The 25394-nt window shown below is 59.7% G+C and carries 12 protein-coding genes; 5 read left to right on the top strand and 7 right to left on the bottom strand.

Annotation, left to right across the window (positions count from 1 at the left end; genetic code table 11):
* The first annotated feature begins 1 nt into the window (after position 1).
* Positions 2 to 691: an ANTAR domain-containing response regulator gene (locus DA1_RS23540; protein ID WP_034393316.1), complete on the top strand. Its 690-nt coding sequence runs from the start codon at positions 2 to 4 to the stop codon at positions 689 to 691.
* Positions 692 to 922: 231 nt separating this feature from the next.
* Positions 923 to 1951 carry a hypothetical protein gene (locus tag DA1_RS30675; RefSeq protein WP_155294239.1) on the top strand — a complete coding sequence of 343 codons (1029 nt, stop codon included), beginning with the start codon at positions 923 to 925 and terminating at the stop codon, positions 1949 to 1951.
* Between the two features lie 596 nt (positions 1952 to 2547).
* Here DA1_RS30675 and DA1_RS31490 read toward each other — a convergent pair.
* The 3 genes from DA1_RS31490 to DA1_RS23525 all read right to left on the bottom strand — a co-directional run bounded on the left by DA1_RS31490 (position 2548) and on the right by DA1_RS23525 (position 5535).
* Positions 2548 to 3576, bottom strand: a complete 1029-nt coding sequence (locus DA1_RS31490) for a BclA C-terminal domain-containing protein (protein ID WP_080736866.1) — start codon at positions 3574 to 3576, stop codon at positions 2548 to 2550.
* Positions 3577 to 3645: 69 nt separating this feature from the next.
* Positions 3646 to 4047, bottom strand: a complete 402-nt coding sequence (locus tag DA1_RS31195; RefSeq protein WP_218017181.1) for a hypothetical protein — start codon at positions 4045 to 4047, stop codon at positions 3646 to 3648.
* A 765-nt stretch (positions 4048 to 4812) separates the two neighbouring features.
* Positions 4813 to 5535, bottom strand: a complete 723-nt coding sequence (locus DA1_RS23525; RefSeq protein ID WP_062794167.1) for an IPTL-CTERM sorting domain-containing protein — start codon at positions 5533 to 5535, stop codon at positions 4813 to 4815.
* Positions 5536 to 5663: 128 nt separating this feature from the next.
* On the opposite strand from DA1_RS23525, the gene DA1_RS30665 reads away from it, so the two are divergent.
* Both DA1_RS30665 and DA1_RS30660 read left to right on the top strand, forming a co-directional pair.
* Positions 5664 to 5861 carry a hypothetical protein gene (locus DA1_RS30665; RefSeq protein ID WP_155294237.1) on the top strand — a complete coding sequence of 66 codons (198 nt, stop codon included), beginning with the start codon at positions 5664 to 5666 and terminating at the stop codon, positions 5859 to 5861.
* A 152-nt stretch (positions 5862 to 6013) separates the two neighbouring features.
* The gene (locus DA1_RS30660) at positions 6014 to 6247 is read left to right on the top strand and encodes a hypothetical protein (RefSeq protein ID WP_155294236.1); all 234 of its coding nucleotides are present in this window, start codon (positions 6014 to 6016) and stop codon (positions 6245 to 6247) included.
* A gap of 137 nt (positions 6248 to 6384) precedes the next feature.
* On the opposite strand, the gene DA1_RS29995 is transcribed toward DA1_RS30660, so the two are convergent.
* The 3 genes from DA1_RS29995 to DA1_RS31395 form a co-directional block, all read right to left on the bottom strand.
* Positions 6385 to 7692: an HD-GYP domain-containing protein gene (locus DA1_RS29995; protein ID WP_080736865.1), complete on the bottom strand. Its 1308-nt coding sequence runs from the start codon at positions 7690 to 7692 to the stop codon at positions 6385 to 6387.
* A 1605-nt stretch (positions 7693 to 9297) separates the two neighbouring features.
* Positions 9298 to 11820, bottom strand: a complete 2523-nt coding sequence (locus DA1_RS23520; RefSeq protein ID WP_034393309.1) for a DEAD/DEAH box helicase family protein — start codon at positions 11818 to 11820, stop codon at positions 9298 to 9300.
* 405 nt (positions 11821 to 12225) lie between these two features.
* A complete protein-coding gene (locus DA1_RS31395) occupies positions 12226 to 22137 on the bottom strand; it encodes an LPD38 domain-containing protein (RefSeq protein ID WP_080736864.1) in 9912 nt (3303 codons plus the stop codon).
* A 252-nt stretch (positions 22138 to 22389) separates the two neighbouring features.
* On the opposite strand from DA1_RS31395, the gene DA1_RS30645 reads away from it, so the two are divergent.
* Positions 22390 to 23670: a S1 family peptidase gene (locus DA1_RS30645; protein ID WP_155294235.1), complete on the top strand. Its 1281-nt coding sequence runs from the start codon at positions 22390 to 22392 to the stop codon at positions 23668 to 23670.
* 16 nt (positions 23671 to 23686) lie between these two features.
* On the opposite strand, the gene DA1_RS23505 is transcribed toward DA1_RS30645, so the two are convergent.
* Entirely contained in the window at positions 23687 to 25270 is a 1584-nt protein-coding gene (locus tag DA1_RS23505; RefSeq protein ID WP_034393307.1) for a hypothetical protein, read from the bottom strand.
* Between the last annotated feature and the right edge of the window lie 124 nt (positions 25271 to 25394).

Raw genomic sequence — 25394 nt, 5'->3', positions numbered from 1 at the left:
CGTGGATGCCGCCCCGAACAAGGACGCCGGCAGCGCTGCCACAGGCCGGCCGCTGCTGGAAAGAAAACCGCTGCTGCGTGCCACCTCGCCCCAACTGAAGGAACTGCGCCAGCTGCGCATTGCCGTCGTCCACCCCGACGACGCGGACGGCCGCCTGCTGGCCCAGCAGCTGCAGCGCATAGGCTGCCAGGTCCAGGCCATCTGGCCGCCCCAGCCCAGCCTGCCCGAGGGCACGGACGTGGTCTTCCTGGCCGTGCGCCCCGATCACCTGCAGTTGAACTACGCCTGGACCCAGGGCGAGGGAGAGAGCCCGCCCACCGCCATCGCCGTGGTCAACTACGAGAACCCCACCATCGTCTCCGCCGTGCTGGAACTGCAGGTGCAAGCCATCCTGCCCTCGCCCATACGCTCTTTCGGCCTGCTGTCCACATTGGTGCTGGCGCGCAGAAACCACAAGGAATCACGCCAGCAGCAGCAGCGCATCGCCAAGCTCCAGGCCAAGCTGCTGGGCCAGCGCCGCGTAGCCGAAGCCAAGGCCATCCTCATGCAAACCCACCAGATCAACGAAGACCAGGCCTACGACATGATCCGCGCCCAGGCCATGAGCCGGCGCAGCTCGGTGGAGGAGATTGCCCAAGCCATCGTGCATGCGAGCGAAATACTGTCGCTGGGCAAGGGCGTGGGCCAGTGAAGGGGCCGGGCAGAAACAACGCGGACGAGTGAGGCGCTATTGGCACATCGTCAATGCTTCGGCTGACGGTTCAGAAACACCGAGTATTGATGCCGTCAAGGGCGCCGCAGGCCCGTTGACTGCGCCAAGGACAAGGATGACCGGCAAGTGCTTCATTGCCTTGCAAAGGCATAGGCCCAAGCGGCCGGGATGACACAATAGCCTGATCACATCTGAGACCGTGAGAGAGCAATGACAGATCCGAAAAAGTTGCAAGAAGACAGAGAATCGGAAAGCAACATGCCCAAAAATCATCTTGGGCAAAGCCCCACTACTCCTGCTGATCTCAGCTTACAGGCCGCAGGCCTGAGTGGATCCATCGCAGGACGTGATCACAAAGCCCTGGACAGGATGAGAGCGGCCTTGAATGCAAGCATCTCTGCCTTGTCGCCTGAAGAAATTCTCGGGAATGAAACTACCCAATCGCCACAGAGCCTTCCGGAACCTGACCTCCGATTGACAACATCAAACTCAAAAGGCTCATCGCAATCGCCATCACCGCCTAAAGATATCAATCTATTCCAGCAGCAGGCTTCAGGTCGTTTTGAATATGGTTCGTTTCTCCACTCCTACCCGCATGGAGTAGAAACTCCCACCCAAATATCAAACCATTCCTATATCGCATCAAAAAACTCAAAGCCCGCCAGCCATGCAAACAATAAGACCCGGGAAACCCATGTTTCACCGAGGATTCCCCTCATCGAGTTCAACGGGAAAATCAGCAAATCCAAACCAACCACATCAAACCCCAAGATTAATATCAAGGACTCAGAAACTCCCATCTCCAAAAATACAAAAGGTAACGAGACAAAAACTCAAAAAACACCAGACAGCCCCGCCAAAAAAAGTACTCCAATTCAACCCATACTGCTCAAAGTACGACCCAGCGGGGGAGACCCCCCACCCCGCCAACAAATAACAGGATCGACGCCGTTCAGCCACATGCTGGAGGGGCGGCGAAGGGAACAGGAAGAGCGCGAAGACAAAAGAGCCGAGTACGCCAGGCGCAGCGCGATAGCTTCGGAAGCTGCACTGCGGGCAGAACGAAATCGCGCGCTGGAAGCGCAAAAAGAAGCCGCCTTCTACCGTAATGAGGCCGCCCGCGCACAGGACGAGGCAATGCTCGCTCGCAAAGGCATGTGGCTGGGACTGATGGTGGCCTTGGCTTGTGTGTGCACTGCCATCCTTGCTTACTTGATAACCGCGCCGCACACCTGTTGAGCGGCTTTGCACCATGACCCAATCCGGCCAGCCCCGGACAGGCCACGGCTGCTGCACCCATCGCTAAGTTGCGCTCCTAACTGTGCTTCGGGCTGTCTTCATATGCTCACCTATCGGGGTAGACCTCTGCCTAGCTCAGAAGCCTTTGAGCAGAAGGACACATCGAATCACTTTCGAATATCCCCTACCTATGGGATCGCGTCCAACAGATTAAAAGTCCGATCCACCGAAATATGCATAAGAGAGAAAGATTTTACAATCAACAAACTGCAGCGATAGCCACGCCTCTAGTATTTTCGAAATCATGCATTTGCCCTCGACTTCTACCTACTTTGGACAGATTTTTGTCAAAGTGGATGGTCTGGTTGGTAGTCTTGCACTCAGCGTTGGAAAGCTCTTCTGCAAGCCCTCGGTAGAAATGTATAGACCCGAACCCGGGACACATCTATTTCACCACTTCATCTTTCCTCAGATACCCGCAGGCCATTTCCTCTCTCTGGCATTTTTTTATCAAAAATACTATTCCTTAGGCCACAAATCCACACAACAAAAAATAAAGCGAGATATACATCTCGCTTTATGAAAATCCAAATATGCTAATCGCTTAATTTTTCCGCGATTAGAGCAGCACCGCTACCTGACTGCAAAGTCACCACCCCAAGCATATCAAAGAATTGAACCCTCAGTGTATCGCCGGCAGCCAAAGCCAAAATTGATTCACCATCGAACCTTGAAACGCTGATCGTTGTATTCTCTGTAAGCGCCGCAACTGGCGTACCATTCAACAAAACCCTTGCTGAAACAAGCATATTGGCATTAGTTTTAATAGAATATTTAACCCTATACCTGCCACTCGAAGGGACAGTAAACATCGTATTTAAACCATTAACCATGAATCCAGAGAGATTCTGCGACTGAGGCAATGGAATATCGGTCCCACCGAGAACCACAGCTATTACGGCACCGCTTGTATTGTGAGCAGCCATTGAGGTGGCAGTAGTTCCTCCAGCCCCTGCTGGTCCGGTGGGGCCTGTGGGACCAGACAAGCCAATATCACCCTGCGCCCCCGTCGGACCTTGAAGGCCCGTGGCACCAATGGGGCCTTGAGCGCCTGTCTGGCCCGCTGGGCCTTGAACGCCAGTCGGACCTGTGGGTCCCGCCGGGCCTGCCTGGCCGGTCGCGCCGGTCGCGCCTGCCGGCCCTGTTGCACCGGTCGCTCCGGTTGCTCCCGTCGGACCCGGGTTCCCCACAATCGCGCCTGCTGCGCACTTGCCCAGTCGCCCCGTCGCGTCGTCATAGCAGGCCACGCTGCCAGCCTCCGTTGTATTGGACAGGTTGGGCAGATATACATCGCCTGTTTCCATTACCCGGAACCGCTCTGCATTGCCTGCATTGTTCTTGATGACGAATCCACCATTGGCCGGCGGTGTGATGGTGATGTCGGCGCCGCCAGGAGCCGCCATCGAAGCACCACTCAAAACAATGGCTACGGCAAAGGAAACAGAGCGCAGCGTAAATTTCATGGTTTTCATGGTCGTGAATGTTGTGTCATCGGCGTTGCGGAGCGCCGGCCAACGCCGGCTTGGTTTTGCCGCCATATCCTTCACATAGAACCGCGGGCTCATTCAAGCCCATCAACGGGACGGGAGTAGAGCCACGAGCAGCTTTCAGCAAGCTGCTCATACAGCTGCGTACTACTGGAAGACCAGCGGGGACGTGATCGTCGCCGGTAGCCCCACAAGTGCGGGGGTGATGGTCTGCAACTGCCAGGCATGCTGGGTGCTGCTGGAGGGTCCGCAGGCCGGATTGTCGATGCCAGTGATGCCGCTCATGGCCGCAGACAGCACGGTTCCATTGGACTGCGGTGCAGAAGCCGGAACCATGAACGATGCCAGCGAACCGGACCACACCAGCGTCTTCGCATAGATAGATGCGGGTGTGGAGTTCCCCGAATTGAGGAAGGCTGTACCTGAGCAGAGATTGCCGCCACTGCCTTGGTAGTAGATTTGGCCGTTGGGGACTGTGCCGTCCCACGACATCACAAGCAAATGTCCTGTACTGGTCACGATCGTGATGCTGCTGCGAGTTGCGCTCAAGACCTTTCCAAGAACGTTGTTGGCACCGTCCACCAATTGCACCCCGCCGCTGCCAGCAGGACCCGTCGCGCCGGTGGCGCCAGTGGGACCGGGAATTCCCTGAATACCTTGATTGCCTTGAGCGCCCTGTGCCCCTTGGGACCCCGTGGGGCCAACCGGCCCAACGCCTCCAGTCGAACCCGGAGCGCCCTGCACGCCTTGGATTCCTTGAAGGCCCTGCGCCCCGGTGGATCCGGTGGGGCCGGTCGCTCCGGTTGCACCCGTCGCACCTGTGGGGCCTGTCGCACCGGTGGCTCCTGGTATGCCGGCGCCAGTGGGGCCGGCAGGGCCGACTGCCCCTGTAACCCCCGTAGGACCCATGGGACCTGCCACGCCGGTCGCTCCAGGCGTACCTGCGCCGGTAGGCCCGGTAGGACCGACAGCTCCTGCAGCTCCCGCAGGACCAGTGGCCCCCGTCGCTCCTGCGCCCACGCCTGCCGCGCAGGGCATGAGCTGCCCAGCGCCGTCATGGCAAGTCACATGGGTGCCGGAGGCCGATGTTGACGGCAGCGCAGGGAGCAGAACCTGGCCGGTGTCCTGGACGCGCAGGCGTTCCTGCCCAGCCTGGTTCTTGATCACAAACCCGCCACCGGCAGGAGGCGTGAGAGTGATGTCAGCCGCCAAGGCGCCCGCCGCATGCAGCGCTGCAACGGAGGAGAGAGTGAGGATCAGCCAGGGAGACGCAGCAGTTGGTTTTTTTCGCATGATTCAGGAAATCGCAAAGGTTCAAAAAGATGTCTTGCAGATTGCGCGTGCATCGCGCCGTGGAGCCGACGACCGCTTGCGCTGCACCCAAACAGCGATGGACATCAGCAGGGAAAGAAGCATCAGCCCGTACTCGCTCAAGGTCGGAATGGCGGCTGTGGAAACCGGCGCGCCGATCTGCACATTCGCTGGCACGGTGGCATTGCCACGCACTACCGTCGCTCCAGGGCCAAGGTTGATGACGGCCGTGCCGCTGGCCGCCTGCAGTACCACCGGCTGGCCAGGCACGCCCTCAATGGTCAGAGTGCCGAGCACGGTAATGTTGGCCCCGACGGGAAGAACGAAAGTGCGCCCACTCGTGCTCTTGATGGTCAGGTTCTGCACCACGAGTGTTCCGCTCAGCTGGCTCGTGTTGCCTGGGTCGCACCCATCGCGCAGCTCTATCGTGTTGTTCCCTGCATTCAGCGACCCATTGATGTGCAGGTCACCGCCCACGGACAGCGTTCCGCCGCTGCTGGTGATGGCTGCCGTGCTTCCAAAGGTTGCTGAAGAATCCACAGTCAGCGCCCCCCCGAGATCCAGGGTCCCTTGCATGTCCAACGAGGAGCAGGACAGGTCAACAGAACCGCCAGGGGGAACGACCAAGGAACTACCTGGAGGGTAGGACCACTGAGCTGCGGCGTTGGAGCACAGTAAAAGCGCAACACCTGCTGCGCTCAGCCAGCGGGAAATTGAAAAATTCATCAGGGGAGGCTCCGGTAAGGCCGAGACCCACCTGACGTGGATCCGACTCAAAAAAGTATCAAACATTGTCAACTGAAACAAAACGCACTTCATTAAAGAAACTTATCAAGAAGTCGGTTGCATTTAGCATGCAAACTATCACTTCTGTTTTTACAAACACGTTTTGCACTTCTTGGTTCAGGAGGCGTACCGTCGCAGCGGCGGTGGCCGCGGGCCCGGCAGGCATGCTGGTGTCCGGCTTTGCCCTTGGTGGTGCAAGAGGTGTCCGTATCGTCGTCGCCCTCTTCCTGGATATCGATGGCACCACAACTCACGCCATGGGCTGATTTTGAAAACTCATTATCAAATAAATGAATGGTTTCCAAACTCTGTCAATTTTTGTCTCGCCTGCACAAAAGAATAATCATCAACATAGAATCTGGTTGCGCTCAAAAACACAATGAGCCCCAATGATAAAATCCCCAACTGAAAGAGACATATGATGATTGAAGGCGGATGGTGGAAAGCCTACACAAAAAATGGCAGGTATGTAGGCCATATCGAAGGAGACGAATTCATCATGGGCGCCACCAGGATCTTATATCGAGTGAGCGACAACAAGCTCTATTCAACAGAAGCGCCTCCATCACATATAGCAGATATATTGAAAAATCAAGCAGTCGCGTTGAATGGCGAAATTCTGCTGAAGTTCTTCAAGGCAAAGAAACCCTGATAAATGGACTTATTTGCGTCAACATTTCGTAACAAGGACAGTTTCCACATCGGAGCATCCAGACCAATCTTCGATATTCCCCTTTAGCCCAGGAATTCATAGGATTCAATAAAGACGTTTTATGAGAAAAACCCGCATCATGCGGCCACCGTCATGGCACGAACCGGCAACTTGCGTCCAAGATGAACACGTAGTTGTATTCTGTGAATCAACTCCTCAGTCAAAACCCGACCTGCAGTGAGTAAAACCAAACCCTCTCCAGACATAAAATCCTGGGCCAAGACCATTCCAGGCTTGAGATCTGAACAGCGAATATAAAATGGTGCAGGATCAACAGCGGGCGTTGCCTGCAGCAGAATCTGCAAGAATGCATCGACTACCTCAGGGTCGAATTGCGTACCCCTGCCATGGGATATTATGGTTCTTGCCTCTGCCGGAGTGAGAGATTTACCGTTCAAATGTCCTATTGTCAGGTCATCATAACAATCTGCGACTGCGATTATTCGCGCACCTACTGGAATATTTCCCCCTTTCAGCCCATCCGGGTAACCTGCGCCATCGAAACGTTCATGATGGCCTCTGACCAAAGTGGCAACCCCATGTGCGTCATCTATTGACAGGAGCAGTTGTTCTCCCAAGCTGGAGTGGGTTCGATATTTCTCCAGCTCTTCATGGCTTAAGCTGGTCACTGATTTATTCAACAACCCGTCGGGCAGCGTTATGTGTGCAATATCATGAATCAACGCAGCGACAAAGGCATTTTGCTGCTCACCTTCGTCAAGCTGCATGATATTTGCCGTTCGCCGAGTCAGGTCGGCCACGCGTCGAGAATGGCCGGCAAGCGCCCCTCCTCGCCACTCCAGAAGATTCGAGAACATCCGGATTGTCGCCACGAAACTCCTCTTGAGCTTTCTATGTGCTTCCAGAAGCTCGTCGTCATGCTCGTGCGCAGCATTCTCCAGCTTCGAACTGAGTTCACTCAACTCTTTCACCAGCGTCCGATTTCTCTGTTCGAGGCGAATATTTTCGTGGCGTGAAATCCTTTGCTCATTCAACTGTTCAATAGTCGCCAAAAATTGATCGCTATCCCATGGGCTGATAATATGACGGCACAATCCCAATAAACGCCCAATACCTCCCCTAGCGTTCCCTCTCCCGCCTTCATCCAAAATAATCACGGAAATATTGCACGATTGGACAATCAATTCTTCCATCCACCTTCCGTCGTCCACGTCAAGCAGCCGCGTGTTGCATATAAGCAAATCAACATGCTTCCTTTCGAGCAAATTCTGCACATCAGATTCGCTCGCCACCCAACTCAGTTCATACCCGGCTTGCTCAAGCAATAGGTTTAACCCTGAAAAATCCTCCATCCCAGGGTCCGCCAGCAATGCTTGCAAGCGCGATTGGGGCGAGAATGAGTCTTGTTTCCTCATGTCATTCATTCAATTTGCCTCAACTGGTTAAATACATGATGCAATGCTCAAAGCACATGTAGAACTTGCCACAAAATGCATCCGGAAAAATAGAATTTTTTCAACAATCCGCAATGACTGAAGATCAAATTTATCTAACGCACTTCTTTTTTCCAAAACTCAAACTATCCAGAAGCAAGCTGGACGCGATATGTGAGTAATGTGCATGCTGGAGTTTGATGCTGGAATGCCTCCGGCTTTTGCAAGCACCACTATGCTTGCGTGCCAGGCATGCAAGGCCTGCAACTCAGGCTCACGTATTCGAAGATCCGCGCCGGTCTCGCGGCCGATCAGGTGCTGCCCTGTAACCGCACCTGTAACCGCACCTGCAGCCGCCTCGCTACTCGCCTTGGTGGCCGGGATAGGCAGACTGCTGGCTGCCTTGACAGTCCCGGTCTGCATCAACACCTTCCTGCTGGCTACCCGAGCAGCCGCCACGGTGCTCTTCCATTGGCCTTCGTCGCGCCACTCATGGGCCTGGCCGCTTGAAGCCGGGCCAGGCCGGAGGCCGGCCGGCGCGAAGTCCACCTTTTGCTACGACCCCACTCAGTCACGTTTTCGGCCGCGCTGACATAATTCCGCGGCAGCTCCCCACTGAGACCTTCTTGTGCAGAGCCCGGCCTGAAGCACGCCCCTGCTGCAGCTCGTACCCCCGCCGGTGCAACCATTCGCTGGTCAGAACCTTTCGACTTGCGTGCAGTGATGGCTCCTATTGCACGCCACAAGCCCAATCTGTAGCACCCAGAGCTGGAACAATAGGAAAAGCGGGGTTCCACGGCGTAAAACCAAGAGCAGCCGCCAGAGCAAAAAACCCAATCAGATCAATGAAAAACGTAGAAAATCAAGCACCTGCCAGCATGTGGCGCATGTCCGTTGCGCCCATGATGGACTGGATTGATATTTGAAGAAAATCATTATCTGACAGCAACTTAGAGGAATACCCCCGACCCTCCGTAGCAACTTTGCAGCATCGCTGGCTCAGTTGTGCTTCTAATGGTGCGTAGATCCGGGTGTCTGCATGTACCGACCGGTGATGGAGGCCCTACCAAGCCCGGAAGCCTTTGAACAGAAAGGCGCATAGACCCGTCTGGGAATACAACCTGCCCAGGGAGCCGCAACCAACGGATTAAAAGTCCGATCCACCGAAATAGGCATGAGAGAAAACACCTTTCCGATTAACAACTTGCAGCGATAGCCACGCTTCCGGTGTTTTCGAAATCTTGCCTTTTTCACCCTATTGCTGCGTATTCTGGACAGTTTTTGGTCATAGCACAGGGGCCGAGACTCACACCGTCCGTCATGCGGCCGTTTAAGCTGCTGGAACACGCCTAACAGTCTCTACGAGGCTGGCGTCCTAGCTCTGGGAGCAGCAGCGAGCCTCGAAGATCGGCCAGGAGCAGTCATTGAGCATCCACTCAGGATGCCTGCTACAGGCGCAATCAAATTCACTCCCCACCGGTAGGCTGATTATTAGCTGCAATTATCGCCAGCTATTCGTCGGTTGCAATTGGCGCAACCGCACAACATCCAAACAAGCAGCGCCTCCGAAATCGAAGGCTGCTCGGTCATAATGGGTCACTTTAGGTCAACGGTCTTCCTCATAAAGCTTCCATTGAGCAGGTTGTCAACGTCCAATCCATTCTCGACAAGGAGATTCTGGATGTGCGGCAGAGACAAGTCCTTGAGATTGAGGCGCTGAAATGACTGGAAAAACTTCTTCACAGCCTTCACAAACGTCTTCAACTCCTTCTCTCGCATCACCTTTACGTCTACCAAGAAGTTGGCAGCACTCTGTACCTGGTACGCGGGGTGCACCTCAATGTGGATGGCAGTGCATCCCTCGTAGTGTTTCCGGAACCATGCCGCGGAACGGTTCATCTGCTCGGCCTCAGTCTTATTGATCTCCGACCTGCTCAGATCGACCTCGTTCTTGCATTCCCAGACGATATAGTTAGCGTCATCCAGCGCCCAAAGGTTGTCTGGACCCTCCTTCCATTCCTTGTCGGGCCGCTCGCCAGCAAAGCCCAGCGCCCGGCTCAGCTCATCAAGCGCCTGTTCAAACTTGTCCGCCTTCACGCCGAATACAAGACGTCCGAGAATGTCCGCCAACGCAATGTCAAGTTCGGCGTAATCGTTGTGGTTGCGAATCCATTGGGCTATTCGCTCAACGCGTCCCTGACTCACCACTGAAAGTTTCGTGACCTTCAGACCTTGTGGTGGCTTCATCACTATGCGATTGGCTCCGTGCGCAGCCAATTGCAGGCGCTTGAACTCTGCCCGATCGAGCGGATAGCTGTATCGCGCCATGGTTTGGAGATACCATCCACGATCAGGCGCATCGAAATTTTGTTCGTCCATCAACTTCTGAATGCGCTGCACCGCACCACTGTAGTCTCCAGCCATAAACAGCTCTTCAGCCTCAAGCTCAGCAGCGTATATACCGAGCAGCCGCTTATTGGCGCCTCTCAGTTCAACCTTCTCCATGTACTCGGCATAGAACGCCTTCCAGCCCTCATCCCGACCCAAGCACTGACGGATGAGGCCGAAGAACGCCGTCTCAGCATCGGCTCCATTGGCAATATCATCTTTCGCGAACCCAGCCACCTCAATGCCGATCTCGATCTGTGTCGCCATCTGGGACGATAGGTAGCTTCGCGAATGCTGGTCTCGGAGCGCCCGAGTGAGATCAGCGCCGATTCCAAGAATCACAGAATAGTCTTTCTCGCCTCGCACGCTTCGCCCCATGCCCTGCTCAATGTTTCGAACCAGACGCATTAGGGTAGTGTCGCTCGCCGGGCGGCAGTCCTCTTGATAAAGATCTATCAGACTCTCGGAGTAGGGCTTTCCATCGATCACCAAAATTCGGCAGGCATCGTCTGGCAAATCAATGCCGTCGTAGCGATTGACCAGCACCAGCGTCTGCTCGTAGTTTCCCTTACGCAATGCGTTAATGTCCGTCCACACAGTTTCCGTTTTTGCCACCTTTGCACCGTAGGTCTCCCAATCAGCTGTGTTCTTGAAAGAGGTCGCGAGGCTCACAACGCCATAGTGGCGACGCGCATCCTTGGGAGCGAATTTAGCGACGATCGCTTCACGATCCAACAGCGGATTGATGACAGAAGGCAGCAGCACCATCTTCTCGCCGGACCAACTTTCTTGAGAGTAAAGAAGTGGAGCAACGATCGTCGATGGCTGCAGCCGAAGCCCTTTGATCAGGAATGCATCGTCAGTCACCGTGGCAGACATGAAAATCCGATGCTCCGCCTTCCAGTAGCTTCCGAAAGATTGAAGCGGTGCGATATGCGGCTCAATCTCGATCGAGGTTCCGGACACAACGCACTGACAGTGTGCGAGCATATTGCGCAAGAGCGGCCATGCGAATTTGACGCTCCTTCGGTCAGATGCTGCCGACAGGATCGCTGCAACGTCGGACTCGCGATCACGCCAGACCCAATAGGGAACCGGCAGCAGCGCATCTTGTTTCCCATTACAGATGTCAGCGTAAGTACCAACGCCTTGTAGTTCAAGCTCGGCAGCGAACAAGGTTCGGAGCGCTTGGTACGCTGGTTCACTGGTATCGATACGGATCTTGCATTGATCACGGATCGTATCTGCGCACGCGTGAGCATCGTCCATCAGGAGAGTCCCGACAGAAACTGAGTTGCGTTCAAGGCCAAATTTCGTCAAGCCGTTGAAGAGTTTTTGCACCGATGTCACAAGGATCTGCTCGCTTGTGAGGAACGCCTCGGGCAGATCAGGTTCTGCTTGGCACGTTGCAATTCCGAACTGACGCGCTTGCTCACAGGTCTGTTCAATGAGGTAGTTGTTCGGGCAAAGGTAGACGGACGGACCTTTTCCTTCGTTCAGGCGGGCCTGCAGCATCAGAAGCCCAACCAGCGTCTTGCCTTGGCCGGTGTGCAGCTTGACGATGACGTCGCGCTGATTGCGACCGGTCGCATTCCACTCTCGAAATATCGCATCCTGAGAAGGACGAAGTGGACCCTTGTCGCTGGCCCGATCAAGACCTTTATATAGCTCAATGGGGTCCGATACTTTTGAGACCTTCTTGCTTGCAAGCTTTTTACTGAAATCAACCATAAGACGCCTTCTCCCTTTAATGTGTGCAATTTTAGAGCAAGCTGCCGCCCTCTAACAAATTCACATAGATTTTTACAGCCCAGTTTGATGCACTCGTGATTCTCCGATTGGAGAGTACCAGGAATCTTCCCTTCGAGAGAAGGTACATCCTAATCTATTGATCGGAGAGATCTCGACGACAAACTAGATCCACGTCGACACGAATCCTTGACTGGCACCTCTGGAACCTGTTGCGCCTTCATCCCTTGTCCGAGCGTGTTGGCGACCGTAATGCGGTATCTGGCGTCAGTTCAGCCGGAGCAGGCAACGGTGGTTTCCCCTGCAAAGTAGACCCTACACGAAGGCACCCAAAAGACCACAATAGGACGGCAGCAGTTGCACACCAGAAGAACCGTACCCTTTTCATCATCGCCCCCCGAAATTGCCAAGCACATCCTCAACCCCCTGGTTCAACTGCCGCATTGAGAGTTCAATCTCCTGATTGATCGACTTGACCAACTCGCGCTTGTTCGGATCGTCGCTGGCATGCACGCGGCGCCGCGCCTTCACCAGGTTGGAAATGTGCTTGTCCACCAGGGATGCGGCACCGTCCAGTTGAGCCAGTGGCACGTCCAGCAACACAGCATCGGCCTCCTCCCCGCGCTCCACGCGCCCCTTGGCCTCGGCCATACTGACGTTGATGCGCTTGACGTTCTCGTAGTAGCCAGCGCTCTGCCCGTTCACACCGCGCGAGTTGCCATAGACCCGGCCGACCAGGACGAGCTGGTGCGCGGCCAACTCCTCCCCCGTCCAGGCCGCTGTTGCCATGCTGGCGACCTTGGACGCTTCGCGGCCCACGCCCCCGGTGATCTGCCCGAACAGGTACTCGATGGCCTCGGGCGTGGGGCTGAACTCGCCCGGTCGCCACTCGTTGCCGCCGCTGATAGCGTTCACAGTCCTGGCCATCACCCTGTAGGGAGCTGGAGCCGCATCCTTGGCCCGAGCATCGCCAGGCTTAGGGTCCTTGGAGCTGCGGTCTTCACGGTAGATCTCTCGGCCCGTCCAGTCCTGGTTTTGCCACAGCGCCACTGTGGGATCGAGCCAGGTGGGGGACACCAACTGCCCCAGGTTTGAAGAGCCGCCCAGCGGGTTGTAGGCATCCATGGCCAGCACGGCCATGTCCAGGACGTGACCCATTCGGCTCTTTGTCGGGTCGTCGTGCACGGCCATCTCCACGATGGTGCGGCCGATGTTGGGGAACACATGGAACCCCAGCGGCAGCGGGGTGGCCACATAGTCCTGCCGGCCCAGCGGAATGATGATGGACCGCTCTTTCACAAAGCCCGGGATCTTCTTCCACTCGTCGTCTGCACCATCCCCGCCGCCCATCATCAGGTAGCCGGCCATGGCCGACACCATGCCCAGGGCCACCCCGCCCATCATGATCTTGCGGCCGGCCGGCCCCGCCAGCGTCTCCAGCATGCGCTTGTTGCCCTGGATTGCCGCATTCAGAAAAGCGAAGTGCGCGCCGGCCACGGGCATATTCCGGCCCTTACGGTTGAAGTTCACCGTGATGTTCTTGGCGATGCTCGCGGCCTCCTGGCGGCTAATGCCCTGGTCCAGCGCAGCCTTGTAGACGCCGAGGCGCGTGGTTGCTTCCAGGGTTTCATTGAAGTCCGACAGCCAGGCCAGCAGCGCCCGGCCGCTGCCGACCACCTTGCCCTCGCCCACCTGGTCCAGCGCCTTCTGCAGCTTCTTGGCCCGGTCCTGGGGATCGGCGTGCAGGTCACGGTAGCCCGTGGTGCCGCCGTCCAGCTGCAGCTGCTCCCACAGCTTGGCCCATTCGCTCGTGCCGATGCCCTCCTCTCGACGCTCGCGGCGCAGATCCTTGTAGATCGCGCGCGTGTTGCGCCGGATGTTGCGGAAGACCTCTGCCTGTTTGCCGGCCAAGGGGGTAGTGGACAGCTGCAGCATGGCGCCCTGCAGGTCGCGCGCCAGGTTCATGACGCCGAACACCGGGTTGTACTGAGTGTTGACGGATGCGAACCAGCGCGTGATCCAGGCCGCGCCCCGCGTGAACCTGTCCAGCTCCATGGCGTCCATGTTCTTCATGGCCATGGCCAGGCGCACGGCCTTCTCGTTGCGCTCGTTGAACACGATGTACTGGTCTTTGCCGCCGATCCGCACCGACACGACATTGGCGCGCAGCTTCGCCGCGTGGTCCACCATTGTGCGCACCAGGCCGGTATCAGGGTCCAGCGCCTTTTTCTTGGGCAGTTCCAGGCTCCACAGATCTTTGTCCGGGTTCTGGGCGGCCAGCAGGTACAGGCGCTTGACCACGTTGTTCTTTTCGCCGCGCGTCAATGCCGCCTCTCGCTGCATGACGATGTGGCTCAGGATGTTGGTCACGCGCTCGTTTGAGCCCGTGCGCTTCTTGGCCGCATCGCCCTTGGTGCTGAATCCCTGGCCAATGGGGTGAGCCTTGCTCTCCGGGTGGGCTTCGTCACGGTGCAGGGGCACGTAGTGCCGGTAGGTTTTGCGCCAGGCCGTCAGCGTGGCCTGGTCCATGAGGCCGTAGCTCTCCAGTGTCTGCAGCGTGCCTTCGTTCATCCGGTCCACACGCGCAGCCAGCTCGTCCAGCACCTGGCGCTGCTCCGGGCTGTAGCTGGCCATCACCGCCGCTGCCTCGGCATCGCTCATGCCCGACAGGGACAGGCGCTCGTCCTCGGTGCCTGTGAAGGCCTCCGCGCCGTCCCAGCGGTCCTGGTCGATGAGGGCCTGCCCCAGCGCCTTCTGCACCGGGCCGGTGGCCATGCCCCGGGCCTGAGCGCGCTGCAGCTGGCGGCGCAGATCTTCCACGGTCTTGGCGGCGCCATCGCGCTGCGCCTGCAGCTGCTGGGCGCCAGGGTTGCGCTCGGCCATGACGCGGTTGGCTTCGGGCGCGTGCCGGGCGTGCAGGAAGCGCTCCAGCTCCTCGATGGCCACGCCCGTGGCGTTCAGGCGCCGTAGCAGCGGCTGCACTTCGTCGCGCAGGAAGTTTGCCGTGCGCTTGGCCACGCGCTTGTGGTACAGCTCCTCGCCCCTGTACGCGTCGTTCGTCTCGCTGACGGTGCCGTTCAGGGCCTTGATATGTTCCTGGATGCGCTTGAGGTCAATGAACTTGTCCTGCCAAGCGTAGAGGAAGTCATCGACGGAGCGGTAGCCGGTGAGGTCCGCCACCTTGTCCTGCAGGCGGCCCAGCAGGCCCTTTGAGGGTGCCGGCGTGGCCGCGCCGGCAGCGGGGCCGCGGCTGTAGAAAACGCGCAGCTTGGGACTGGGGTCGCCTAGAACTTGTGCGTGCCGCTCAGCAAACCTTCCCAGTACAGCGCCTCGTCCCCGTCGATTGCCTTCACCCGAGCTGCCCTCTCCGCGTAGAAGGGAACGCCAGACAGCCGCTCGCGCAACTGTTCGCCAGCCAGCTTCCGCGTCTCCTGGCGCGCTTGCATCCATTCGACGTCTTCTTTCGATGGATTGTCCAACCAAGCCAGCCAATTGCTGTCTTGATAGTTGCTGCCCGGAATCGGATAGTCGGAAAGTGCCTCGTTCGGCATCGTATGCAATCTGATTGGATGAAGGAAATGCATTATCCATTCCCTCCAAGCTCGCCGCAATCATGCGCTCCACATTGCCCACGTCATCCCCATAGACCCATCGCAGGCCCGGCACACCATGGCCGCCGCGCACCTGGTCGGGATGCGGCGCCAGGTGGCGCGTGGTGCCGAACTTCAAGGCGCTGGACAGCATCTGCTCCAGCCGGCGGCGCAGCGCGGTCTTGCTCAGGCCGTGCGGGTCGCCGATGAAAATGCTGTCTGTGTTGTGGGCAAAGGTCGAGGCGATGCTGTAGGCCATTGCACCGGCATCGCCCTGGTCCAGCCGGGACACGTCCAGCCATACGTCGGGCGTGGGCGGCACGTCCTCGGGGTTCACACCGGGCCGGCCGGTCACGGCCTCCATGCCCTCGGCGGTGTAGAGCATGTCGTAGACCTGCTCGCCGCCATACGGGTTGGGCTGGCGCACCGACAGGATGGCCTTCTTGCCACCCGGCATGGTCAGCGTGTACTCCTGGCGCCCTGCAATGCTGATGGGCTTGCTCACCTGAATTTCGGGGTTGTGCTCCTTTGCGATGGCAGCCAGGTCCTTCTGTTGCGACTTCGGGAACGTGAACAGGTCGTCCAGCTCGGACAGTTCCTGCAGCGCGCGACGGCCCGCACCGCTGTCCAGGCTGAACGCAGGTTTTGCTGCCGGCGCGGAAGCGGCAGCCAGAGCGCCACGCTCCACCCAGCGGCGCGCCGGCAGGATGAAGTCGCGGATGATCTCCGCGTCCGTCATGGCCAGGTCGCGCAGCGCGGGCACATGGGCGCGCAGCCAGGCGCGGATGGCTGCCACGGCGCGGCGCACGAATCCCAGATGCGGCTGCATCTCGGCCATCTCGGCCAGCACCTCCTCGGCCGCGTAGCGCCGGCCCACCAGGTCGTCCAGCTCGCCATACTCCTGCAGCTTGGCGCGCACCTCGCGCGGGCGGGCCACGATGATCTGGTCCAGCACCGCGTCCAGCTTCTCGCCAAAGGCACCACGCAGCCCGTGGTGGCCCAGCGCCTCGTGGAAGAGCACGCGGGTCGCTTCCTCTGGCGTGGCCAGCTGGCTCGCCACCAGGTAGACCTCGCCATCGAAGTAGAAGCCCTTGGGCACTCCCTCTGCACCCTCGGCCGCCTGCAGCCGCTCCGTGTCGCGCGCTTCCTGGGGCACGCGCGGGTCTTGCAGGTCGAACACCACGTTGATGCGCGGCGCGTTGGCCCAGGCCTTGCGCACCTCGTCCACGACTTTCTGCGCGCGCGCCATGGGCGCCTGCTGGGCTCCACGTCCACCGGCAGGCGCCGTGCTGCCGGCAATGCGCAGCAGCTCCTGCGCCAGGTCGGCCGTCATGGCCGGCGCCACGGCGCTCTCACCGCGCCGGAATCCCACGCCCTCGCGCGCCAGGTGCTTGGCCCGGATGAAATACCCGCCGTCCTTCTTGAAGGTGTATGGGTCGTAGAGCATGGCCGTGTCCCGGTCCACGCCCTGCATGACGATGCCCTGCAGCGGCTTGCCGCCCTTGGTCGTGTGCGGCACCAGCGGGCGCCCGTCGCGCTGCAGCTGGCCACTCAGGGAGCCGGGCTCCCCCGTAGCCAGCTGGGCCGGCGCGGGCTGGGCCTGTGGGGTGGCCGTGCTGGGCACCGTGGCCGGCTGGGCGCCTACAGGCGCTGGTCCAGCAGCTGCAGCGGCCTGCCGAGGCTTGGTGCGTGTGGGCAGGTCCAGGTGTTCCAGCCGCTCGAAAAGCTCCTCCACGCTGCTCGCGTCGGTCAGGTCGATCTGCCGATGCGCGCGGGCCGGCTGCTCGCCCTTGGCCAGGTGCGCGGCCTCGCCCGCGCTGGGCGCAACCGCCGGACCTACTGCGCGTTCTGCGCTGCGTTCATTGCTGCTATCGCTTCGGTTTCGAGCCGCTGCGCGTGCTGCACGAGTGATCGCTGCAAGCTGGCCAGTTGTGACTGGTCGAGCCGGTATTCCAGTGCGGCCAGCTCCAGACACTCCCTGACCGTTGTCAGTTCCGGCAAGCAGCTGCGAAGCTGCGGTTGGCCTTTCGCCTCGATGAATGCGCTGATCGCTTCGTTTTCCATAAACAGCGGCATCACCAGCCGAAAAGCCAGCGTCGTCGGAGTGTCCAGCCCCATCGCCTCGGCCGGCTTGTCCAGGTGCTTGTCGATCAGCGCTGGCAGAGTCTCGGGTGTCGCGCTGAACAGTTCGCGCATCGAGGGAAGCATCGGAGGGAGCACCGGCTGACTCCGGGCGATTTCGTTCCAGATGGGCAGCGGAGCCTGATACATGGGAGGTGTCCTTTCCGTTGGAGGTATTTTCGGGGAATGCGGCATGCTTGTCGCGCATTTCCTCGATGTAGCGCACAACATACGGCTTCATTCGTACGGCCGCCTCGGCGCCGAACTTGTCTACGACCATGCGCACCACGGCCCGCATGGCATCGCGCAGGTCAGTGCCGGCGACCTGCAGGTTGGCCACGGCCTGGGCAAACAGCGGCTTGGCCTTGGCGTATGTCTGCTCATCGAAGGACAGGCCTGAGCCGAGCTTGCCCGCGCCGCCGAACAGCTCGCCCAGCCCATCGATGGCGGCGGCCAGGCCCGCGCCGGCATTCTTGGCTGCGCTGGCCAGTGCCTCACCGGCGCCGCGCTCGGGCTGCGCCTGAGCGACCGGGCCGGCCTTCAATGCACGGGTATCGGGCTGCGTGCCGTGGGTGCGCTCGCGCAGACCTGGCACATCCACCCATGAATTGCCTTCCTTTTCCACGGGACGCACGGTGACGCTCCAGCGGCCATCCGCATCGGGTGCCGTGTACGAGACAACGCGATCGTGGCTGCCGTCTTGGCTTCGGACGATGTTGTCCGGCGTGAAATAGGCCGCCCGCGCGGCTTCCTGTCCGGCGGCCTTCTGGGCGGCCTGGCCGCGCGGCTTGGGCTTGGCCGGGTCAGCCAGCTTGAGCAGACGCTGAATCGGGAACTGCAGGCGGTCCTGACCGTCCACCTTGATGTGCCCGGCCTTCACGCGCACGGCACCGGGGCCGCCCTCGAAGGTGTAGCCGCCATGGATGCCGGGGCGCACATCCCCGGGCGCCTTTGCGCCGAGCCAGCGCAGGTAGTCCTGGGCTGCAGCCTGGGCGGCCTCCTGCGTCAAGGCCTTGCCGTGCGGCACCGAGTCACCGGAGCGGGGCGAGGCCTGGCGCTCCGTGACCACCTCGTCCAGCACCTCGTCGAACATGGCCTCCAGATCGTGGCGCTGGGCCGGCTCGGCTTCGGCCGGCGCATCGAAGATGCCTTTCTGCCCGCTCAGCGAGTCGTTCGCATCCTGGCCCAGCTGGAAGTGCTCGGCGCTGGCAGTCTGGCGCTCGGCCACTTCCTTGCGCTCGCGCTCGGCCCGCGCGTCCGCATCTGCCTTGGCATCGTCGCGCGCACGGCGCTGCTCGGCCTCCTGCTGCTGGGCCTGCTGGGCTTGGATTTCTTCGGGGGTGTAGCTGGAAAGCTCCAGCGCGGGCGCTACGGCGCCGCTGTCGGCGTCGGCATCTTGCCCTGGGCGTTCTGCGCGATCTCCAGCAGCTGCTCGCCCTGCTCCGTCTGGCTCTTGTCGCTGTGCTTCTGGCCCTGCTGCATCAGCACGCTGCCCAGCAGCATCGCTGCCAGGGGGTTCTCGGCTGCCTTGCGGGGCTGGGGCTTGCTGGGAGTCGGTGCTTGTGTCATTGGTCTGTTGTCGCTTTGGGACGGGTTGGCCGCTCAGGGCAGCAAGGATTGCGGCAGGGCCTACCTGCTCGCCGAACATATCACCGCTGGCCGAGGTCGCTAAGGCAGCGCCCATGTATGCGCGCAGGGACTCCACCAGGCGGTCGCGGCCCACGGGCCGGGTCAGGTAATGGCCGCTGTACAGCAGGCGCAGCATGCCCACGGTCAGGGCATCGGGCACGTCGCCCGTCAGCATGTCCACCTGCTGCACAGCGTCGTGCAGGGCCGCGCGCTCGCGCCGGGCCTTCTGCACCAGGCGGATGGCCTGCAGCAGGTTCTCGGTCACGTCCACCTCGGCATTGATGGCGCCGCGCTCGGCCGCCAGGCGCAGGTTTGCCCATTCGCCAGCCACGGCTTTGAGGGATTCGCCAATGGCGCGGATGTCGTTGTCGGTGGAGCCGAACAGCGATTCAACCAGGTCGCCGTCGCCGTAGGCCTTGTGCACAAGGGCCGCCTGCAGGCGGGTGACGCCGGCCGGTGAGAGCGCGCCATTGGCGTCCACCATGCCGGCCACGTCCTGGCCCTGCTCCTGCAGCTTGCCGATGAAGGCGCGGGCAAAGTCGCGGTTTGCCGCACTGTCCAGGGCGCCGCTGTCGAACACTTCCAGCACGCCGCCGTCCACCAGTGCCGCATCGGTGGCGGCCTGCTCCGTGGCGGACAGGCCCAAGGCCTGGCTTTGGCTCTTGGCGCCCATGTTGACCTGGTTGTCCTTCTCGGAGTACAGGCGCACCAACACCGGGGCATGCATGCCGGCGATGGCGGCCGGGTCGATGCCGTGCATGTCGCTGTCGGCGGCCAGCTCCTGCCGGTAGGCGTCGGCCGTGCCGCGCTCGTAGGCAGCGCGCAGGCCTGCCACGCGGCCGTTGTTCAAGGCCTTGACCGTGCCCGGGTGCGCTGCGTCGAACAGCGGATTGACGGCGCCGTCCGCGAAGTTGGACGGCTGCACGTCGGCCGCCTCCATCACGCCATAGCGGAACGGCACGCGCTGGCCATCGCTCATCACGGCCACGTCGGCCCGACCCAGCGCCTGCACGGCGTCGGCCTGGTCGCCCACGGCGAACACCATGGGCGCGCCAGACTCTGGGCTGCGCGAGACGCCCAGCCGCAGGTAGTCGGGGTTCTGGGCCATGCCCTGCATCTGCACCACGCTGGCAGGCCGGCTGCGGTCGCGGTTCTGGATCTCCTGGGCCGGCGTGCCGGCGGCGCCCGTGCCCTCGGGGTTGGTGCCGGCGCGGCGCGTCTTCACTGCGGCCCATTCGTGCTGCAGCTGGTCCCAGATGGGCGTGCCCCGGCGCAGGGTGGCCACCTTCTCGCCGCGCTCGTGCACAAACTGGGGCCAGGTCTTGGACCGCACTGCACCCGGATCAAACGCCGGGGCCTGTTCGTCCGCAGCAGCTTCGGCGGCCACGGCCTGGGGCTCATCGCCCAGGGCTTCCAGCTCGGCCTCGCGCGCCGCGTCCTGCTCCAGGCGCTGGGCCAGTGCTGCACGCTCCTCCTGCTGCACCGGGTTCAGGCCCGTGGTGCTGTCGATCACCTCCAGCTCGGCCAGGCGCGTGGCAGCCGTGGTGCTGTCCATGGTTTCGGGCGTGCCATCGGGCTGCTGCACGCGCTGCTGTTCCGTCTGCGGCGCGGCCGGCGCCGAGACAGGCGCCGAGGCCTGGGCGTCTTGCACAGGCGCAGCTGCAGCGCCGTCACCTGGGTAAGCGTCTGCGGTCGTGGCCACGTCCGTGACCGTGTTGCCTTCGGCGTCCTTGTAGGTCACGTCGATGACCGTGCTGCGCCCGCCGGCATCCGCCTTGGCGCCCCGATCCTTCACGCCGGCCACCACGCCCCGGGCAGCACCTGGTGCTGATCCGCCCAGCGCGCCCAGCACGAAGTTGGCGGCCGAGTCCTCGCCGATTTCCTTGCCGTGGGCAACGCTCTTGGTGCCCAGGTCCGAGGCCACGCCTTCCATCAGCTCCTGCGTGCCCTCCTCCAGCGCCGAGATGCCCGCGCCGGCCGCAGTCTTGCCCAGCACCGAGCGGCCGGCCACGCGGGCCAGCAGCGGGTCGAGTCCGCCCGTCACCAGCTTGCCGGTGAAGCGGTCGCCGAACGTGGCCACCGCGCCCTGCAGCAGCGCCGAGGCATCCTCGGCCTTGGCGCTGGTGATCCGCCGCGCTTCGTCGGGCTGCGCGCCGGCATCGACCATGCGGCGATACAGCGGGCTGGTGTCCAGCAGCTGCTCGTGCGACTGCTTGGCGATGAACTCCCGCGCGTTCTCTACGCCCTCGCCCGCTGCCATGGCGCCGCCCACCGCGCCGGCCGCGCCCGGGCTGCGTGTGGCCAGCGCCGTGGCCACTACGGGGAACATGCTGCCGAACACGTCTGCGCCCTGCATCAGGAAGCCGCGCACAGACGGGTCTTTGCCGAAGTCGATCTCGCCCTTGAGCAGATTGCCCGTGATCTGGGAATTGGCCACCGCATGCTGCGTGGCTTGGCTGTTAGTGTCGTTGATGGCCTTCTGCGTATCGCGGCCCGCGCGTGCCAGCGCCTCCGCGCCCGGCAGGCGCACGCCAACGGCCGCGCGCTCGGCCTGCAGCTCGCGGCGGTCGAGCTGCTGCTGCGTCATCGGGCCGTTGATGGCCTCGTCTGTGTCAATGCTTGGGATGAAGGCGCCGCCGGGCATGACCGTGGCGGGGTCGCCGCCGGCGCCGCTGCGCACCGTGGCGCGGACGCCCGACTGGGCGGCCTCGGGCACGGCAGCCACGCCAGAGAGAGCGGCGCCGCCCGCGCGCTTGAACACGTCGGTGATGGCATCGGCCACATAGCCGCCAATGCCCTGTGGCTTGGGCTTTGGCACATCGATGGAGATACCGCCCAGCTCGAACAGGTCAACGTCGCCGGTCGGGGCCTGGGTTGCCGTCTTCGCCGTGGGATTGATACCGGCAATCTCGAACAGGTCAACGCCGCCATCGGCGGCGCTTTGGGTGGTCTGGGGCATGCATTACCTCGCGGATAGAACCCTGCTGAGGCTGTCAGGCTTGGTACGACCGCGGAGGAATCAAATTTGTCTATATCGTGCAATAAGTGAGGTTGCACACTCTCACTCACGGCCATTGAAGAATCGACAATTCGTTAGCTCACCACAATGCCAATAGACAGCATGCAAACAAATTAATTTTATATTTTTCATGTCAATCTATTGAGGACATTGCTCTTTGAGGCTAACATGCAGCCGTAGATCAGTTTTTCAATGAGTAAATCAACTATGCGCAATATATTTCTTGCATTAGGCCTTCTTATTTCAACAACATCTTATTCCCAAGAAAATGCGGTCACCGAGGGAAATCAGACCACATTTACAAAACATACTTCAAAGGAATCCGCATTAAAGGCGGCCGGCCTAGAGGAATATGCAACCAGCGATAATGACAACATAATAGCGGAATCAACTAAAAATTTGGAAAGCATAAAACAAGAATTAGGCAACGAATTTGGTGGTGCATGGATTGAATATGATGACAATAAACGCGCCACACTAGTCATTGGAGTTTCTGGAGAAGAAACAATATTTCGACAAAATAGCCAAAATCAAAATAAAAACCAGCGAATTGTTTTCAAGAAGGTTAATTATAATTTAGCCTATCTAAATTCTATAGAGACAAAAATCGCAGATATTTTCAGAGGAATTGAGCAAGGCGGCGAAGCAATTCTACTAAGCAGCGGCGTCTATGAAAAAGAAAATAAAGTATTTGTTCGCGGTCGCAAAGAGAACTATCAGTACATTACAGAAATAATTCAACGATCTGGCATTGACACATCAATAATTGTTTTTGAAGAACAAAATGGCCCGATTACTTTAATGGGAACCATATATTCTGGGACAAAAATAGGCGCAACATACGATGGCACCCAAAGCATGTATTTATGCACAACTGGATTTCATGTAGTGATTGACGACATATACCCAGGATCAATTACAGCAGCGCACTGTCTTGATTACGATAGATCAAGAAAATTTGTCCATTTCAACACAGGCAATAGCCCCGGATCTATAAAAGGCCCACTAATTGGTGAGTTTTTCGCAGATGGCTGGGAACACAAAATGGATGCCATTCTTTTTGGCAACACAAATTTCGTACATACTTTGCAGCGGCAAATAATTACGACCGGCAACAACCTTGCAAACGTCAAGCCACTGATAGTTCCAACACCATTTACAACTATCTGTACTTCCGGAGGAAGCAATGGCTGGCGATGCGGAACGTTAGTAACACCAAGCACCCGTCATACAATAAAAGGCCGTGAATTCTTCTTTGGCGAATTTTCAGCCTGCGGAGGCCCCGGCGATTCTGGAGGCCCTGTGGTTTCGAATGCCTTTAATGCTATCGGCATTTATGTTGGGTCACCCGGGGAACATCCCGACGGAACCTGTGGCGCAGTCTTCGGCGGAGGCCCGGCAGCAAAGTCAGTTTACCAACCACTTGGGCCATATTTGACTAAATACTATAATATAAAGCTTCTTACAAACTGATCTACGGAGCTTGTTTTCAGTCAACCTGAATCAGTCCGTGCGCGCGCAAGCGCTCGCGGACTTGCTCTTCCGTGATTCCATTTTTCTTGGCTGTGGCTGCTATAGCCTGAGGCGATATAGCCGCCCGCACTGCGGCAGCCCGGCGGACCTTCTCATTCCTGGTGTTTTTGACTTCTGTGACATTAAATTTCATGAGCCCCTCGTCTACGCTCCGGATATTCGGGTTGTCGGCCATGAACTCCTGGAAGCGCCGCTCCTTGTCCATGTCGCGCTTCACAGTGTCCTTTTCCCCCGGAAGACGGGCCGGGATCGTTTCACCAAATGCCTTCTGCACCTTCACCGGGTCGTAGTCGTATTTGGCCTTAGCGTTGTCGGCCCCTGGTGTCGGCACGATGCCCGCGCGCACGCCCCGGATCTTGGTTTCCGAGATGGATGGGTCAGCCTCCCTTGCGAGGGCCTCGCGGATGCTAGGCAGCTCTCGCTTCTGCTTTAGGCTCTCTGCTTTCTCCTGCATGTTGAGCCCGTGTGCTGCTGCAGCGCGGGCATCCGCGCCAGCTTGGCGCCGGTCGGCGTTGTCGGCGCGCCGTTCGCCACGGAGCTTCAAGTTGTTGGTGAACTGGTCCTGGCTGATCTGGTATGCGAATTTGTAGTCAGCGCTCTTGAGCAGCCCAGTGCGAAGTTCATCAATGGACCCCATAGTCATTGGCGGCAATTCGCTGCCGTCCGGCCGCACGCGCTGCGCCACGACCTTGCCATCCTTGCCCAGCTCCACCCCGGTGAGCTTGTCCCCGGTGGGCAGGAACTTGTTGTAGTAGTCCATAACTCCCGAGGCGTCACCAGCATCCAAACGGGCAATGGTCTTGGTAATGGCTGCCTCGCGTTCCTTGCTTTCAGTCTGCAGCTTGATGTTGGCCATGGCGTAGTGCTCTTTCATGGCGCTCTCTGCCTCTTTTGCAAACCCGGCGCCGGAATAGCGCGCGATTTTTTGCTGCATGTTGGCCAGATAGTCATCGGCCGTGGCTGCACGCTCCTTTCCGTCCTCACCACGCAGGGAATCCTTGAACGACTGTCCGATTTCCTTGTCCAGCGCCTCGATACCGTCCTCTCTGGCCCATTGCTTTTCCTCGCGGGCCTGGCGCCTTTCAGCATGCTGGCCTTGGCGGAACTGCTGACGCATCTGCAGGCCGCGCTCTGGGTCCGTGCGGCCGATCACGTCGGCCATGGCCAGCATGCGCGTGCTGTCCTGCTGCTCGCGGCTCATCGAGCCCTGCGTGCGCTCGCCCATGAAATCGGTCACGCCCTGCATGGCGATGGTCTTGGTGTCGCCGGCTTCATTGCTCGCGACATAGGCCTTCTGTGCGTCGTCAAAGTCGATCTTGTAGCCGTTGGCGGCCAAGCCTTCCAGCTCCTTGCCCTGATCGGCGGTGTAGCCCGTGGACTCCACGGCGGTGGCACTGGCAATGCCCTTCAACGCCTCTTTCTGCGCCGCCTGGTCGCGCGCATCGTTCATTTGCTGACCGGCGCGATAGGCATCAGCAATGCCCCTCGTAAATTGCTGGCCCTGTGCCAGGCCTGCAGCGAAACCACTTCCCAAATTCATTGTTCGCACTCCTTCAATTCGCTGTCCAACTCCTGCACCCGGCGCGCCAGTTCGGCGCGGATGGTCTGCAGACTCGCTCGGTACTGCCCCACCTTGTCGGGGTGCAGTTGCTTGAGATAGGCGA

This window comes from Delftia acidovorans NBRC 14950 (assembly GCF_001598795.1).
GTDB lineage: Bacteria > Pseudomonadota > Gammaproteobacteria > Burkholderiales > Burkholderiaceae_C > Comamonas > Comamonas acidovorans.
Note: the sequence above shows the minus strand (reverse complement) of the source record. Positions and strands in the feature narration are given on the sequence as shown.

What these genes read in the sequence shown, in the direction of transcription:
- DA1_RS30675 (WP_155294239.1), top strand. Translation starts at nt 923, where the DNA reads ATGACAGATCCGAAAAAGTTGCAAGAAGACAGAGAATCGGAAAGCAAC.
- DA1_RS31490 (WP_080736866.1), bottom strand. Translation starts at nt 3,576, where the DNA reads ATGAGCCCGCGGTTCTATGTGAAGGATATGGCGGCAAAACCAAGCCGG.
- DA1_RS23525 (WP_062794167.1), bottom strand. Translation starts at nt 5,535, where the DNA reads ATGAATTTTTCAATTTCCCGCTGGCTGAGCGCAGCAGGTGTTGCGCTT.
- DA1_RS30665 (WP_155294237.1), top strand. Translation starts at nt 5,664, where the DNA reads ATGCAAACTATCACTTCTGTTTTTACAAACACGTTTTGCACTTCTTGG.
- DA1_RS30660 (WP_155294236.1), top strand. Translation starts at nt 6,014, where the DNA reads ATGATGATTGAAGGCGGATGGTGGAAAGCCTACACAAAAAATGGCAGG.
- DA1_RS29995 (WP_080736865.1), bottom strand. Translation starts at nt 7,692, where the DNA reads ATGAATGACATGAGGAAACAAGACTCATTCTCGCCCCAATCGCGCTTG.
- DA1_RS23520 (WP_034393309.1), bottom strand. Translation starts at nt 11,820, where the DNA reads ATGGTTGATTTCAGTAAAAAGCTTGCAAGCAAGAAGGTCTCAAAAGTA.
- DA1_RS31395 (WP_080736864.1), bottom strand. Translation starts at nt 22,137, where the DNA reads ATGCCCCAGACCACCCAAAGCGCCGCCGATGGCGGCGTTGACCTGTTC.
- DA1_RS30645 (WP_155294235.1), top strand. Translation starts at nt 22,390, where the DNA reads ATGAGTAAATCAACTATGCGCAATATATTTCTTGCATTAGGCCTTCTT.
- DA1_RS23505 (WP_034393307.1), bottom strand. Translation starts at nt 25,270, where the DNA reads ATGAATTTGGGAAGTGGTTTCGCTGCAGGCCTGGCACAGGGCCAGCAA.